The sequence below is a fragment of the Amylibacter marinus genome (assembly GCF_030160015.1).
GTDB classification, from domain to species: domain Bacteria; phylum Pseudomonadota; class Alphaproteobacteria; order Rhodobacterales; family Rhodobacteraceae; genus Amylibacter; species Amylibacter marinus.
Map to the genome: position 1 here is coordinate 91976 of NZ_BSNN01000008.1, position 15013 is coordinate 106988.

A 15013-nucleotide genomic window follows, 5' to 3' on the forward strand; every position below is an offset into this window, starting at 1 on the left:
GATTTTTCATCACTCAAGCGTGAATTTTTAAATTTTCCGCTTGAAGCTTAGGGAAATTGAGAGAAATCTAGGGTTAGGTATTTCGGATAACTTGGACCATCGTCCACAGAAATACATTGAAAGGTACGGTAAAGATGCCCTCATTTTCGAGCAGTTTAGAAAACGCAATTCACATGTCACTTGGCTATGCCGCAGAACGCAAGCACGAGCTGGCCACCTTGGAACATCTTTTACTGGCTTTGTTAGAAGAGCCCGACGCCGCACGCGTTATGCGCGCTTGTGGCGTATCGATCTCCAACCTGCGCGCAAAATTGCTAAACTTTCTCGATACCGAATTGGACAGCTTGGTCACAGATGTTGATGGGTTGGAATCCTCGCCCACCACCGCCTTTCAGCGGGTTATTCAACGCGCTGCAATTCATGTTCAAAGCTCTGGTCGCCAAGAGGTGACCGGTGCCAACGTCTTGGTGGCTATTTTTGCCGAACGAGAAAGCCATGCGGCCTATTTCTTGCAGGAACAAGATATGACCCGCTATGATGCCGTTAACTTCATTGCTCATGGGCTGGCCAAGGATGCATCTCTAAATGAGGCACGCGAGGTCGCAGGTGCCGACGATATCGAGAATGTCGAAACCGATAACGCCGTTGAAGAGGCCGAAACTGCATTGGCGAAATATTGTGTCAATCTTAACGCCAGAGCCGTAGAAGGCCAGATTGATCCGTTGATCGGGCGTAGCCATGAAATAGAACGCTGTATCCAAGTGTTGTGTCGCCGCCGGAAAAACAACCCCATTTTGGTCGGTGACCCCGGCGTAGGTAAAACCGCCATCGCAGAGGGGCTGGCCGTGCAGATCGTGAATGGCGAAACCCCTGAAATACTGGAAGAGACAACAATCTATTCACTGGATATGGGGGCGCTATTGGCAGGCACGCGCTACCGCGGTGATTTCGAAGAACGCCTAAAGGCGGTAATGACAGAGCTGGAAGACCATCCAGATGCGGTGCTGTTCATCGATGAAATCCATACAGTTATTGGTGCGGGTGCCACGTCAGGGGGCGCGATGGATGCCTCGAACTTGCTGAAACCTGCGCTTCAAGGCGGCAAGCTGCGCTGTATGGGATCAACCACCTATAAAGAGTATCGTCAACATTTCGAAAAAGATCGCGCATTGGCCCGTCGTTTCCAAAAAATCGATGTGAACGAGCCAACGGTTGAGGATGCCATCAAAATTCTACGCGGGCTAAAACCACATTTCGAAGAGCATCACGATGTGAAGTATTCCTTGGATGCGCTGAAAACCGCGGTTGAATTATCGGCTCGCTACATTCACGACCGTAAATTGCCCGACAAGGCCATCGATGTGATCGACGAAGCAGGCGCGCGCCAGCGGGTGTTGCCGATCAAGAAACGGCGCAAATCCCTTGGCGTGAAAGAAATCGAGGATGTGGTTGCAAAAATCGCCCGCATTCCGGCCAAAAACGTGTCGCGTGATGATGCAGAGTTATTAAAGGATTTAGAAAGTTCGCTGAAGCGTGTGGTCTTTGGCCAAGACAATGCCATCGAGGCGCTATCCTCGGCGATCAAACTGGCCCGTGCGGGGCTGCGTGAGCCCGAAAAACCCATCGGCAACTACCTGTTCGCAGGGCCAACGGGTGTCGGGAAAACAGAAGTCGCAAAACAGCTGGCCGATACGCTCGGCGTCGAATTGATCCGCTTTGACATGTCAGAGTACATGGAAAAACATGCAATCAGCCGCTTGATCGGTGCTCCTCCTGGCTATGTCGGCTTTGACCAAGGTGGGTTGTTGACAGACGGGGTAGATCAAAATCCGCATTGTGTGTTGCTGTTGGATGAGATCGAAAAGGCCCATCCAGATGTGTTTAACATTTTGCTACAGGTGATGGATCACGGCAAACTTACAGACCATAATGGCCGCACCACCGATTTTAGGAATGTCGTTTTGATCATGACATCCAATGCCGGTGCATCCGAACAGGCCAAAGAGGCCATCGGGTTCGGCCGTGACCGCCGCGAAGGCGAAGATACCGCAGCAATCGAACGCACGTTTAGCCCGGAATTCCGCAACCGATTGGATGCCATCATCAGCTTTGCTGCCCTAAGCAAAGATGTGATCATCAAGGTGGTCGACAAATTCGTGCTACAGCTAGAGGCTCAGCTGATGGATCGCAATGTGACGTTCGAGCTAACGCCAGAGGCAGCTGGTTGGCTGGCGGATAAGGGCTACGATTCTAAAATGGGTGCCCGCCCTCTATCGCGGGTGATCCAAGAGCATTTAAAGAAACCGCTGGCCGAGGAGCTGTTGTTTGGCAAGCTGTCCAAGGGGGGGCTGGTTGTGGTGCGCCTGCGCGATGGCAAACTGGATTTAAAACTGGTACCACCAGAAAATCCAAAAATATCGAAGAAAAAGCCCCCACTTTTAACCGCAGATTAACCAACCTGCGCCGCGTAACTGCGGCGCAACGCCCTAAGTGTGTGTATTTTCACTTGCAGTTTATTTTTTTCCCCCTAGCGTGATGCATGGGGAAACGAAATTTATGACTTTGAAGCAAACATTTTTACAGCAGCTCTTCCTGTGGCTGGAAACTGGTACGCAGGATTTTACCGGCCATACACGGCGGCGTTTGATTGTGATCAATGCCCTAATGACGGTTATCCCATCGCTGGCATTCATTTACGTTGTTGTCCTGTCGATAATTGATTTCTCAGGGTTCCGTATGCCCATTCTGTTTATTACATTGGGTGCACCGCTGTTCTTAATTACCCCGTTTTTATGGCAAATCAGCGTCCGTACTGGCACCATTTTCAACCTATGCTATTGGTTGGTGTTCAATCTGATCTTATCCATGCTATTGGGGCGCGAAAGCGGCATCCACCTATTGTTTTTGGCCGGCACAACTATGTCGATATTGATTTTTGGGGTGCGCTTTAATTTGATGTCTTTGATATCACTCTCTTCTGGGGTGGTTTGTTACTCTGCCGCACAGAAGCTTTTCATCGACCACTCAGCAGAGTTTGTAACGGCCAGCCCCGAGTCAATCGGTTTAGTCTTTTATCTTAGTACCTTCATCTACGTGATGGTCAATTTTTGCATTATCTCTTATGCCTTTGCACAGGCCCATCGCGCCGAGCGGCTATTGGAAACAGAATATGCCTATTCCGAGGGGTTGTTGAATTCAATGATGCCCCGCGCAATTGCAGATCAGCTGAAAACCGATCGTCAAAAAGTGATTGCGGAATCCTACGACGAGGCCAGCATTCTCTTTGCTGATCTAGCAGGCTTTACCGATCGTGCATCCCGCTCTACCCCAACCGAGGTGGTTAATTTTCTAAATCTGTTGTTCACACGCTTTGACCAACTGGCGGTAATCCATGGGGTCGAAAAAATTAAAACCCTAGGCGACAGCTATATGGCGGCGGGTGGTCTACCACGACGCCAAGCGGATCACGCAGAAAGAATTGCCAACTTTGCCCTAGATGTGATCCAAGCCGCAGAGACCCTATCTGAAAGTATCGATGAAAAGTTTCAGCTGCGTGTAGGGTTCCATTCTGGCCCAGTGGTTGCAGGGGTTATCGGTGCCGAGAAACCGTTCTATGATGTATGGGGCGATACCGTGAATACCGCAGAGCGGTTGGAAAATTTGGCCGAGGTCGGCAGAGTGCAGGTAACCTATGCCACCAAGGTGAAATTGGAGCACAAATTCAATTTTGAAAAGCGTGGAAACATGATGATGAAGGGCAAAGGCGAGCAAGAGGTTTGGTACCTACTCGGCCCCAAATAACGCCGATCATAAATCTATTTCTCTGTGAACTTCAGCTCGATGCGACGATTGATGGCATAGGCCTCTGGTGTTTCAGCATCACTTAGAGGCTGGAACTCTCCAAACCCGTTCGCTGCCAAACGATCCGCGGGAATTCCCTGTTCATTGATTAAATACCGCACCACAGATAATGCGCGTGCTTGGCTTAATTCCCAATTGTCATTAAACGCCCCGCCTGCGGATAAGGGTGTGCTATCGGTGTGGCCGTCCACGCGCAAAATCCAATCTATTTCGCGCGGGATCTGATCGGCAACTTGATGAATAATGCTGGCCACATTTCGAATTTCCGCCTGTCCCCCGGCCCCCAGATTTGCTGATCCTGGCGCGAATAGTACTTCGGATGAGAAAACAAACCTGTCCCCGACAATTCGAACGCCTTCGCGCCCTTCCATAATTTCGCGTAGCCGGCCAAAAAACTCTGATCTGAATTTGCGCAGATCATTAGCCTCGGCCGCAAGGCGCTCTTTTTCACGCTCTTCTAGTTTTGCGCGTTTCTTCTGTTCTGCGGCCACCCTTGCAAGGGCGGCATTCAGGTTCTTGCCAAGGTTTTGCAATTGAACCTGCGATTGTTGATCCGCCACCGCAGAGGCATCCAGCAAACCCTGTAGATCATCCAATTGCTTTTGTAGCTCCTCGGTTTGGGCATTTAACAGCGCCACTTTGCGCAGGCTATCTGCGGAAACCGCCTGTTCTTGTGCCAGCATATCATTTGCAATGGCCAACAATGTTGCGTTTTTCTGGGCCTCGGTTTGGTCAATCTGCTCGGCAATTATCTTCTCATTGGCCAGCTCTGCCGCGGCTAATAACGTTAGCGTTTCTTCGGCCTCGCGACGCTGGGCCTCTAGCGCCAATGTCATCGCAGATAATTCCGTATCCGCCGCAAGCAAACGTTGGCGCAGGGCCTCGGCGGCGGCACTTTCTAGCAGTTGTTCTTTTTGCGCATCACTTAGGGCTTGCTCAACATCCCGCAACTGGTCGCTTTGCAATTTATCACGTGATTGCAGATCCGCAATCAGCGCCTCTAGCGCTTGACGCTTGGCCAGATCCAGTGCCGCGGATTGTGCGTTGGCATCCAGCTTGGCCGTTAGATCCGCCATTTCCGCTTCTGTCGTCTGTTTCGCCGCCTCTGCGGCCAATAACAATGCCATGGTTTCCTCGGCCTGCTTTCGCTGAGCCTCCATCGCAAGGGTCATGGCCGATAAGGCCGCACCGGAATCCGATAACCGTTGTTGCAACGCTTGCGCCGCTGCTTGTTCCAACACTCTGGCTTGCTCCAATTCGCTAAGCTCTTGGCGTGTGGCAGCAAGCTGTTGTTCGCTAAATGCCCCCGAGGCCTCTAGATCTGCGATCAAGGATTCCATTGCCTCGCGCTTGGCCGCCGCTAAACGGGCCTGCTCTGCCTGTAAATCAATTTCATCACGCGCAGATGCCAGTGCCAGTTCAACTGCTTCTTTTTCGCTCAGTACGGCTTGGTTTTCCTGTTCTAGCGTCTCTTTGGTCACCAGCAGGGCCGCGATCTGCGTTTCAAACTCGCTTAATCTTTCGGCCTGTGTGTTTGACTTGTCGGTCAGCGCTAGAATTGTGGACAGTTGCGATGCCACCTGCGCCTGGGCCGCATCTAACGCATTTTGAGAACTGGACAAAGAAGCCTGTAGCGAGCTGACCCTTTGTTGTTCTAAACCTAGCGCTTCTGCCAATCCGGACAGCTCGATCGTTAGATCATCCAATGCGTTGCTTTGGTCAGAAATGGTTTCGCGTAGGGTAAATTGCACGATCATAAAAATCGACAGCACGAAGAACAATATCAACAGCAACGCGGTCATTGCATCCACAAATCCCGGCCAGATGCTGGCCTCGAACCGGTTTCCTGCGCGACGCCGAATTGCCATTACTTACCCTTTGCCACGGCCGTTATCGCCTGTGTCAACGCAGAGATATCAGTTCGTAGATCATTGGTTGAGCTGGCGCGCCCATCTGACATCTCTTCTAGGATACGCAGCAATTGGGTGTCGATATTCCGCATGCGCATGCGGGTTTCCGCATCCAAAATACCGTCGCCTTCGCTTTGCATACGGGCTAGTGCATCAACAATTTGGTTTTGCCCCGATGCCAAATCTTGTAGCGAACGGGTGTTTTCCTCGTAAAGCGCAGAGGTGTGTTGAATGTGGCGTTCGACTGTGACCGCCAGCTGATCCATCCGACCCGCGGATTGGGCCAGAATTTCCTGCATGTTTTCCATATTCAAACTGGCGTTTTGGAACATATGCGAGCCAGCCAGATCACCACTCCCCTCGCCGCCACCAGACGTGATTTTGGTAATCGAGGACAACCAATCCTCTAGTTCAAGGTAAAATCTATTTTGCCCACGCCCCGCAAACAAATCCAACAGGCCTACAACCAAAGACCCCGCCAAACCTAACAGAGATGACCCAAAGGCTGTCCCCATGCCCCCCAACTGTGCCTCAAGCCCATGCATCAGGTTTTCAAAAACATTGGCACCAGATTGCCCATCTTGCGGGGCAAGGGATCGAATAGTGTCGACCACCGCAGGTACAGTGGTCGCCAACCCATAAAATGTTCCCAATAGTCCAAGGAAAATCAACAGGTTGATGATGTAGCGAGTGATTTCGCGCCCCTCATCAAGGCGCGTGGCTGCACTATCCAGAATGGATTGCATCGAGGTAGAGGTCAGCGCATGACGCGCGCCCGCCTCGGACAGCAAAGCCGCCAAAGAGGCCAGCAATTTGGGCGGTTGTACCAAATTATGCCCAACCCGATCCAGCGCAAACCCTTCGGCCCATGTAACACATTTCACCAGTGCAAAGACCTGTGTAAAGCAGGAAATCAACCCACCTACGAACACCAGAACTATAAAGCCGTTTAAATAGGGTGAAGATAGGAAAATACCAGCAAGTGCTGGATAGGCCAGCACTGCCCCAACCCCAACCACGATAACGATCAAAAACATCGTCAGAATTTGATTAACTGGTTGTGTGAATTGATATCTCAGCGAGGCTTCGGTATTTACCATAATCTTGCTCTGAATTGTCCTGTTTCCACTAGTAGTAAACTGTTGCCTCTGGTTTTCCAAACATTATGTTTTATGGGTTGAAATAACACATAGAGGTTGAAAACTGGCCATGTAATCCCCATATTTACCTCAATTCTATTCAATTCTGGAGATATATAGATGGACACGATTATCGGATTCGGAGCCACCTCACTGGTGCTGCTTTTCTTTGCTCTTATTTTGGTTTTCATGGCCGTGCGCTCTGTTCCCCAAGGCGAAAATTGGACGCTAGAGCGCTTTGGCCGCTATACTCGCACCTTGATGCCGGGTTTAAATTTTATCGTACCATTTATTGATAAGGTCGGCGCCAAGATCAACATGATGGAAACCGTATTAGATATCGACAGCCAAGAGGTGATCACCAAGGATAACGCCATGGTTATGACCGATGCGGTGACATTTTTTCAGGTCATCAATGCCTCTAGTGCCGCATATGAGGTACGTGATCTATACCGCGCATTGTCCAATCTAACCCAGACCAACATTCGTGCTGTGGTGGGTAACATGGATTTGGATGAAAGCTTGTCCAACCGCGATGTCATCAATTCAAAACTGCTAAGCGTGATCGACGAGGCCGCGTCACCGTGGGGCGTAAAGGTTACACGTGTTGAAATCAAAGACCTGTCCCCACCCGAGGATATTAACGAGGCGATGGCACGCCAGATGAAGGCAGAGCGCGGGAAACGTGCAGAAATTCTAACCGCCGAGGGTCACAAGCAATCTGCGATTTTGCAGGCCGAGGGTGAGAAGGAAAGCCAAGTTCGCGAGGCCGAGGGCCGCCGCGCAGCGGCATTCCTAGATGCCGAGGCCCGCGAGCGCGCCGCCGAGGCCGAGGCCCTTGCCACCACCATGGTTTCCGAGGCGATTGCCAAGGGCGATGTACAGGCGATCAACTACTTTGTTGCGCAGAAATACACCGATGCTCTGCGCGATGTAGCCGCCAGCCCAAGCGCCAAAACCGTGATGATCCCACTAGAGGCGTCTAGCCTGATCGGATCAATTGGCGGCATCGCCGATATCGCCAAGGCCGTAACAGACGCCAAAGATGGTAAATAGAGGAGCGCTACAGTAGATGCTTGATTTTTTAAACGGTATATCACCTTGGTGGTGGCTGGCATTGGCGCTCGCATTGGGGGCGCTGGAGATGGCTACATTTTCGCTGTTCCTGATTTGGCCTGCGGTCTCTGCGCTGATCATGGCGGTCTTGCTGGCCTTGGTGCCTGATATGTCGCCTGCTTCGCAGATTTCGATATTTGCAACGGTTGCCATTCTTTCGACAATTGTTGGGCGTTTTCTCTTTCTGCGTTACGGCGACGGGGGCGGGACAGATAACCAAGACCTGAACAATCGCGGTGCGCGTTTCATTGGCCGTGATGCCAAGGTTTTAGAATTTTCCAACGGCCACGGTGTGGTGGAAATCGAGGGCATGCGTTGGCGGGCCCAATGGAACCCCAATGAAGTATCAGCGGTAGATGAGCAGGTGCGCATCACCCATGCAAATGGGTTGCTATTATCGGTGGAACCGATCGCTAGCTAGCTCGAATTTCTTGTACACGATTAGACAGCCACTCAAGCTCTGGGTCCTCAAGATCCAGAGCTTTTAAATTTTGGGCTACATTGATCAGATATTCAGAATTAGGGCCCCGATTACCGGTGGCATGAGCGATAACTTGGGCTTGGTGTTCCAATTTCAATACCCCAGTGTACTGTTCGTGATCGGGATCTACCACATAGAAATAGGCCTGAACACATTCACCGCTTTGCAACTCGACCTCGCGGATCACCTCTATATAGGCCGAAGAGACCAGCTCGCGCTCACGCAGGTACGCCAGGGTTTGTGCCGCATCTTGCGCAGATACCCGAAAGGCCACGCCATCACAGCGCGCGCCTTTCTGGTAATCCAGCGCAAGAACCAGCCCCATATTTTCAGGGGTTCCACGATGATGAATAGACCACATGCAAAAACTGCGTTGATAATCCCGCAAAGAAGCGATCTTTTTATCTGTGAAAACAAACCCCGGCTGCCAGACCAATGAGCCATAGCCAAACACCCAAATATCGTTGTTATTCATTTCTTGGCCCTTTTTACATCGCTTGCTATAGAGCATTTTATATCTCCCTTAGAAAGGTTCAATATGCGCTGGTTGGTTCTAAGTATTTTCTCTGCGGCCCTTGCATGGTCTGCCTTTTGGTTCGTCGGCAAAACCATGCGCCACGCGGCACTAGAAGAATGGTTCGCAGATCGCAACACCGCTGGGTGGGTGGCCCATAGCGATATTCAACTGCGCGGCTATCCCAATAGATTTGATGCGGTTCTTGGCGACATTGATCTAGCAAACCCCAAAAACGGATGGGCATGGGCTGCGCCACATTTCCAAATTCTACAACTTAGCTATCAACCAAATCACATCATCGCCCTGTGGCCAGAGACACAGACCCTATCCACCCCGAAGGAACAAATCACGATCAACAGCAGTGATATGCGCGCCAGTGCGGTTTTCGATGATCCCAAAACACTCGTCATAAATCGTGCCACCCTAACGGCAGAGAAACTTCGCCTTGTAAGCAATCAGAATTGGACAACAACAGCGGATAATATTCAGCTGTCATTGCGTCAGTCACCAAACGCAGAAGCACGATATGACCTTGCACTAACCACGGATGCCCTACAGCCGAAGTCACTACAGAAGATCAACTTGGGGAACGGGGCTATTTTGCCAAACAGCTTTGATACCTTTAATCTGCGTGCAGTACTTGAATTTAGCGCCCCGCTTTCGAAACAAAGTTTTGAATCTGGGACAAGTTATTTGAAGCGTATTACGCTGGAAGATGTTGATTTCAAATGGGGTGATTTAGAATTGCGCGCCGCGGGGACCCTTGCGCTAGATACCCATGGCTATCCGACCGGCACCCTAACAATTCGGGCCGTGAATTGGGAAAAGATGGTGGAATTGGCCGGTGCCCATGGTGCAATCAGCACCGAGATGACCGATGCATTGAATTCCGCGCTCTCATTGCTATCTACATTTTCTGGGCGATTGAACACTTTGGATATTCCGCTAAATTTTTCACGCCAGAAAATCCGCATCGGGCCTGTAGCAATCGGCAAAGCCCCAAAAATTCGTTTCCCCTAGCGGCAATAACTTCCGTTGCGATGACGTGCGGTATCGAAATGAAAATGGTCTTGGTGATAAGCATCTGCATTTGGCCCCAGTACCGTCCCAAAGGTGCCACAGGCCTTTTTGTGCATCTTCTTCATAACGCTGGAATTTTTGCCGCGCCAATCTTTTAGCACCGTTAAGGTTTCCCCTGACTTTAGCGTAAAGCTGGAAATATCCACACCATTGCCCTTGGCGTGTTCTGACAATTTTGCACCCTTGCGAGAATTGCGCGTTCGGCACGAATAGCTGGCCGCAACCCGCACCGACACCAAACCACCCCCCTTGCGTTTCAAGGCAGGAACAGCAGCCGTGTCCATCCATTTTTGCAAGGCCTGCGCCGTGGCACAATTCAGCGTAGCGCCATTTTGCAATGCTACGCCAGCAACACTGGTAATGCGCACGGGGTTCTTGATGCCACAGGGGCCATTGCTGATTGGGGCCACCGGCTTGCCGATGATTTGGCGGTCACCACAGACAGAATTCCCCCTTTGGCGCACCTTTTTATTGCGCTTGCCAAAGAGACCCGCCATTTGAATTGGCGCATTGCGTGACTCTAGTATCTGCACATCTTGTACCACTGGCGCCGCCCAACCAGTACAGGGCAGGATAAAGATTAGGGGTATTAAAAATTTCATGCCCCATCCCCGTCGCCACGGCCAAAATTAGGCACATCAGTATCTTGGCCGGCCTCGATAATTCCGCGCCGGATCGCGCGGGTACGCGAGAAATAATCGAACAGTTGCTGGCCGTCGCCACGGCGAATGGCCCGTTGCAGATCAAACAGTTCTTCGGTGAAGCGCCCAAGGATTTCCAGCGTAGCCTCTTTGTTATTCAGAAAGACATCGCGCCACATGGTGGGATCGCTGGCGGCAATGCGGGTGAAATCCCGAAACCCAGCGGCGGAATAATTGACCACCTCGTTGTCGGTGACGCGGCTTAGATCATCCGCGACCCCCACCATCGTATAGGCAATCAGGTGCGGCGCATGGCTGGTAACGGCCAACACCAGATCGTGGTGGTCTGGGTCCATTTCTTCCACATTGGCACCCATACCTTCCCATAGATTTTTCAGGCCGTCCAAGGCGGCGGCATCCGTATTGGCAAGGGGTGTTAGAATGCACCAGCGGTTTTTAAACAAATCAGCAAATCCAGATCGTGGCCCCGAATTCTCGGTACCCGCAAGTGGGTGCCCGGGGATAAAATGAATGTCCTCAGTGATATGTGGTGAAACCAGTTCAATAATGGAACGTTTGACAGACCCTACATCCGTTAGGGTCGCACCGGCTTTCAGAACCGGCCCGATCTCTTTGGCCACCGCTGACATGGCGCCTACGGGCACACAAAGCACCACCAAATCAGCATCTCGCACAGCCTCGGCCGCGCTACTTTCTACACGGTCCACGAATTCAAGCTCTAGCGCTATTGCGCGGGTCTCTTCTGATTTTGCAAAGCCGATGATTTCACTGGCCAACCCATCACGCTTCATTGCCTTGGCCATCGAAGATGCAATCAATCCCAGACCAATCAATGCAACTTTTTTATATACCTTGCTCATGCCCTAGCTTCCTGAAATTGGCGCAACACTGAAATTATCCGCTGGCAGTCGACGCCTTTGCCCACAGTTATCCTTAGGCACTGTGGTAGATTATAACTGCCAACCTTGCGAATGATCAGGCCGTTTTCAGCCAAGGCGCGTTCGGCTGCATTTGCCTCCTCTTCGGATGCGAAACGGGCAAGGACAAAATTCGCAAATGTTGGATCACATTGTATCCCCAGCGCATTTAGCTCTGTCACCAGATAATTCGACCATTTTTTGTTCTCAATTAGGCATTTATCTAGATATTCGCGGTCAGAAATCGCGGCCTCTGCCGCCGCAAGGGCCGCAACATTCACGTTAAATGGCCCGCGCATCCGCGCCAATACATCAATAACCGCTTGGGGTGCATAGGCCCAGCCAACACGCAGCCCGCCTAGGCCGTAGACCTTGGAAAAGGTACGCGTCATGACCACGTTGTCAAATGCGGTGACCAAGGATGCCCCGCCATCATAGCCCTCGACATATTCCGCATAGGCAGAGTCTAGAACCAGCAGGCACTGTTGTGGAATTGCCGCCGCCAGCCGTGCTAACTCGCTGCTGTCAACAAATGTGCCCGTGGGGTTATTGGGGTTCGCGACGAAAATAATTTTCGTGTTCTCTGTGATCCCTGCGATCAGCGCATCAACATCGGTGACGCGATTATTTTCAGGAACCTCTACAGGTGTGGCCCCAGCAATTTGGGCACAAATGCGATACATCGCAAACCCGTGTTCGGTGAACAACACCTCGTCCCCAATACCGGCATAGGCATTACATAAGAAGCTGATAATTTCATCCGACCCGTTACCACAGATTATGTTTTCTGCTGGTATATCATGCACATCGGCAATGGCCGCACGCAATGCCCCATGATCCGAGCTGGGATAAACCGCCAAGAAATCTGCCTGAGCACGATACGCCTCGCGCGCCGCCTTGCTGGGGCCATGGGGGTTTTCGTTAGAGCTCAGCTTTACACTATTGGCAACACCCTGCGCAGGGGCCTTGCCCCCGACATAAAGCTCGATGTCCAGTATCCCAGGTTGCGGGGTGATCTTAGTCGTCATAGATTTGCTCACTTAATTTCGGCTCTTTTTAGACCTAGCCTGCTGGGATTGCACGTATAAATCATCGGTGGGTCTTAATAGAAGCTTTGCGGGTCAATATCGATACTTACGCGCACATTATTTGGTATGCGTGCCTGATCGCGCCACCTTGCCAATGCCCCCTGTAGGGGCACATCTTTCGCGGCCTTCATCAGCATGCGCACCCTATGTTTGCCGCGTACACGGGCAATGGGCGCAGGGGCTGGCCCGTAAATCTCTATACCCAAGGCCCGAAGCGCATCGGCGTTTTGGGCCATCATTTGCGCCACATTAAATACCGCCTGCGCGTCTGAGCCAGTGAAGATAATCCCTGCCATCCGCCCAAATGGCGGCACGCCCGCTTGTTTGCGTGCAATAGCCTCGGCTCGCCAAAAACCCTCCTCATCCCCCCCGACAATGGCCTTGATCACCGGATGATCGGGCTGATGGGTTTGCAGATAGGCGCGCCCCTTCTTCTTGGCACGCCCAGCGCGCCCCGCAACCTGCCGCATTAATTGAAAGGTGCGCTCGGCGGCGCGCAGATCCCCGCCCTGTAGCCCCAGATCAGCATCAATAACCCCAACACAGGTCAGCAGAGGGAAATTATGCCCCTTGGCGACCAGCTGTGTACCCACGATGATATCTGTGGCCCCGCTGGCGATCTCGGTAATCCTTTGTTTTAGGGCGCGTGCAGACATCGACATATCAGAAGACAAAACCGATATGCGCGCATCAGGGAAGCGCTCTTTGGCCTCGTCAGCCAATCGCTCGACACCCGGCCCAACTGCGGCCAATTTTCCCTCTTCATTGCATGAGGGGCATTGCGTGGGCATAGGCTTGGTATCTCCGCACTGATGGCACATCAGATGGCCATGAAAGCGATGCTCGACCATTCGGGCATCACAGAAGTCACAACCAATCTGCTCGCCACACGCACGACAAACAGTGATAGGCGCATATCCCCGCCTGTTCAGGAACAGCAGGGATTGCTCGCCACGTTCTAGGCCTTGGGTGACTTCGCCGGCAAGTGCTGGGGATATCCAACTATTCGATCCCATCTCTTGTTCGCGCAGATCGATGGTATCCATATCCGGCATAACCGCAGCCCCGAAGCGTCGCGATAGATCAACGCGGTTATATTTTCCCGTTTTACCATTCACCCAAGTTTCAAGCGAGGGTGTAGCCGAAGCCAAAATCACCGACGCCTTGCACCCAGATGCGCGCAGCACCGCCATATCACGCGCTGAGTAAAAAACACCCTCTTCCTGCTTGTAAGAGGTATCATGTTCCTCATCCACCACCACAAGGCCAAGGTTCTGATAGGGTAAAAACAGTGCGGAGCGCGCGCCCACAACCACCTGAGCTTTGCCCGCCCCCACCATACGCCAACAGCGCCGCCTTTCGGTCATGGTGACGCCAGAGTGCCATTCGGCGGGCTTGTGGCCAAAACGCTTCTCGATCCGATCGATAAATTCCACCGTTAGGGCGATCTCAGGAATGAGAACCAGCGCTTGACGTCCCTGTTTCAGGCATTCAGCGACCGCCTCTAGATAGACCTCGGTTTTCCCTGATCCTGTCACACCTTTTAACAATGTGGTTTGATATGTTTGGGTTGCCACAAATGCGCAGAGCGCCGCCGCGGCGGTTTTTTGATCATCTGTTAGGTCTTTGGGGGGCAGATCTGGGTTCAAGTTTGGATAGGCCACATCTCGGGGCGTTTCCAGCTCTATAACCACCCCTTGTTTAGCCAAGCCCTTTATCACAGATGGCGTGACGCCAGCAATATCCGACAATTCTTTGCTGGTAAAACGCATACCATCATTGGCCGTTAGGGTATCGATTACGCGCTGGCGCGCATCTGTTATGCGATCTGGCGCCCCCTCGCCCAGGGCGAACACCCGTTGCATGCTGGGCGGGTTAGCAAGCCCAGGTGCGCGGGTTGCTAGGCGCAGCATCGCATTCATTGGGGTGAGCGTGTAGCGCCCAACGCGTTCTAGGAAATCCCGCATTTCAAGGCGCATGGGGGTAACATCCAGAACACTGCGGATTGTACGAATTTTCGAGGCATCGAACTTGCCCTCGCCCGCCCCCCAAACCACGCCAATAACCTTGCGTGGCCCAAGCGGAACCTCGACAAAGGCCCCCATAAAAACCCCGCCCTCAGGGGCCTTGTAATCTAGAAACCTGTTCAGAGGCTCTGCGGTTAGCACCGCCACCAAACGGTTTGCGGCAAAATGGGTCGGTTCTTCAATCATAGATATATTCGTTTTATCGCCACCCAATT

The 15013-nt window shown here is 52.0% G+C and carries 12 protein-coding genes; 5 read left to right on the forward strand and 7 right to left on the reverse strand.

The window, feature by feature from the left end; all coding sequences use genetic code 11:
- Positions 1 to 134: 134 nt before the first annotated feature.
- Positions 135 to 2453 (forward strand): ATP-dependent Clp protease ATP-binding subunit ClpA, encoded by a 2319-nt coding sequence (clpA, locus tag QQL62_RS11920; protein WP_284379517.1) that lies wholly within the window; start codon positions 135 to 137, stop codon positions 2451 to 2453.
- Positions 2454 to 2556: 103 nt separating this feature from the next.
- Positions 2557 to 3801 carry an adenylate/guanylate cyclase domain-containing protein gene (locus QQL62_RS11925; protein ID WP_284379520.1) on the forward strand — a complete coding sequence of 415 codons (1245 nt, stop codon included), beginning with the start codon at positions 2557 to 2559 and terminating at the stop codon, positions 3799 to 3801.
- 14 nt (positions 3802 to 3815) lie between these two features.
- Here the strand turns inward: QQL62_RS11925 and QQL62_RS11930 are convergent, their stop codons facing one another.
- Positions 3816 to 5729: a peptidoglycan -binding protein gene (locus QQL62_RS11930; protein WP_284379523.1), complete on the reverse strand. Its 1914-nt coding sequence runs from the start codon at positions 5727 to 5729 to the stop codon at positions 3816 to 3818.
- On the reverse strand, positions 5729 to 6871 hold the full coding sequence (locus QQL62_RS11935; protein ID WP_284379526.1) for a biopolymer transporter ExbB: 1143 nt from the start codon (positions 6869 to 6871) through the stop codon (positions 5729 to 5731). The genes QQL62_RS11930 and QQL62_RS11935 overlap by 1 nt, the downstream gene beginning before the upstream one ends.
- 159 nt (positions 6872 to 7030) lie before the next feature.
- Between QQL62_RS11935 and QQL62_RS11940 the strand changes: the two genes are divergently transcribed.
- Together QQL62_RS11940 and QQL62_RS11945 are read left to right on the forward strand one after the other, a co-directional pair.
- The gene (locus QQL62_RS11940) at positions 7031 to 7966 is read left to right on the forward strand and encodes an SPFH domain-containing protein (RefSeq protein WP_284379529.1); all 936 of its coding nucleotides are present in this window, start codon (positions 7031 to 7033) and stop codon (positions 7964 to 7966) included.
- 16 nt (positions 7967 to 7982) lie between these two features.
- On the forward strand, positions 7983 to 8447 hold the full coding sequence (locus tag QQL62_RS11945) for an NfeD family protein (protein ID WP_284379532.1): 465 nt from the start codon (positions 7983 to 7985) through the stop codon (positions 8445 to 8447).
- Here QQL62_RS11945 and QQL62_RS11950 read toward each other — a convergent pair.
- Positions 8440 to 8982 (reverse strand): gamma-glutamylcyclotransferase, encoded by a 543-nt coding sequence (locus tag QQL62_RS11950; RefSeq protein ID WP_284379537.1) that lies wholly within the window; start codon positions 8980 to 8982, stop codon positions 8440 to 8442. The two genes, QQL62_RS11945 and QQL62_RS11950, sit on opposite strands and share 8 nt — an antisense overlap.
- Positions 8983 to 9045: 63 nt before the next feature.
- On the opposite strand from QQL62_RS11950, the gene QQL62_RS11955 reads away from it, so the two are divergent.
- Entirely contained in the window at positions 9046 to 10044 is a 999-nt protein-coding gene (locus QQL62_RS11955; protein ID WP_284379540.1) for a DUF2125 domain-containing protein, read from the forward strand.
- Here QQL62_RS11955 and QQL62_RS11960 read toward each other — a convergent pair.
- The 4 genes from QQL62_RS11960 to QQL62_RS11975 all read right to left on the reverse strand — a co-directional run bounded on the left by QQL62_RS11960 (position 10041) and on the right by QQL62_RS11975 (position 14984).
- Positions 10041 to 10706 (reverse strand): extensin-like domain-containing protein, encoded by a 666-nt coding sequence (locus QQL62_RS11960; protein ID WP_284379542.1) that lies wholly within the window; start codon positions 10704 to 10706, stop codon positions 10041 to 10043. The genes QQL62_RS11955 and QQL62_RS11960 overlap by 4 nt on opposite strands.
- A complete protein-coding gene (locus QQL62_RS11965; RefSeq protein ID WP_284379545.1) occupies positions 10703 to 11626 on the reverse strand; it encodes a prephenate/arogenate dehydrogenase family protein in 924 nt (307 codons plus the stop codon). Before QQL62_RS11965 ends, QQL62_RS11960 begins: the two co-directional genes overlap by 4 nt.
- Positions 11623 to 12711: a histidinol-phosphate transaminase gene (gene hisC, locus QQL62_RS11970; protein ID WP_284379548.1), complete on the reverse strand. Its 1089-nt coding sequence runs from the start codon at positions 12709 to 12711 to the stop codon at positions 11623 to 11625. Before hisC ends, QQL62_RS11965 begins: the two co-directional genes overlap by 4 nt.
- A gap of 74 nt (positions 12712 to 12785) precedes the next feature.
- Positions 12786 to 14984: a primosomal protein N' gene (locus QQL62_RS11975; RefSeq protein WP_284379551.1), complete on the reverse strand. Its 2199-nt coding sequence runs from the start codon at positions 14982 to 14984 to the stop codon at positions 12786 to 12788.
- Positions 14985 to 15013: the final 29 nt, after the last annotated feature.

What these genes read in the sequence shown, in the direction of transcription:
- QQL62_RS11975 (WP_284379551.1), bottom strand. Translation starts at nt 14,984, where the DNA reads ATGATTGAAGAACCGACCCATTTTGCCGCAAACCGTTTGGTGGCGGTG.
- QQL62_RS11965 (WP_284379545.1), bottom strand. Translation starts at nt 11,626, where the DNA reads ATGAGCAAGGTATATAAAAAAGTTGCATTGATTGGTCTGGGATTGATT.
- QQL62_RS11950 (WP_284379537.1), bottom strand. Translation starts at nt 8,982, where the DNA reads ATGAATAACAACGATATTTGGGTGTTTGGCTATGGCTCATTGGTCTGG.
- QQL62_RS11930 (WP_284379523.1), bottom strand. Translation starts at nt 5,729, where the DNA reads ATGGCAATTCGGCGTCGCGCAGGAAACCGGTTCGAGGCCAGCATCTGG.
- QQL62_RS11945 (WP_284379532.1), top strand. Translation starts at nt 7,983, where the DNA reads ATGCTTGATTTTTTAAACGGTATATCACCTTGGTGGTGGCTGGCATTG.
- clpA (WP_284379517.1), top strand. Translation starts at nt 135, where the DNA reads ATGCCCTCATTTTCGAGCAGTTTAGAAAACGCAATTCACATGTCACTT.
- hisC (WP_284379548.1), bottom strand. Translation starts at nt 12,711, where the DNA reads ATGACGACTAAGATCACCCCGCAACCTGGGATACTGGACATCGAGCTT.
- QQL62_RS11955 (WP_284379540.1), top strand. Translation starts at nt 9,046, where the DNA reads ATGCGCTGGTTGGTTCTAAGTATTTTCTCTGCGGCCCTTGCATGGTCT.
- QQL62_RS11940 (WP_284379529.1), top strand. Translation starts at nt 7,031, where the DNA reads ATGGACACGATTATCGGATTCGGAGCCACCTCACTGGTGCTGCTTTTC.
- QQL62_RS11935 (WP_284379526.1), bottom strand. Translation starts at nt 6,871, where the DNA reads ATGGTAAATACCGAAGCCTCGCTGAGATATCAATTCACACAACCAGTT.
- QQL62_RS11925 (WP_284379520.1), top strand. Translation starts at nt 2,557, where the DNA reads ATGACTTTGAAGCAAACATTTTTACAGCAGCTCTTCCTGTGGCTGGAA.
- QQL62_RS11960 (WP_284379542.1), bottom strand. Translation starts at nt 10,706, where the DNA reads ATGAAATTTTTAATACCCCTAATCTTTATCCTGCCCTGTACTGGTTGG.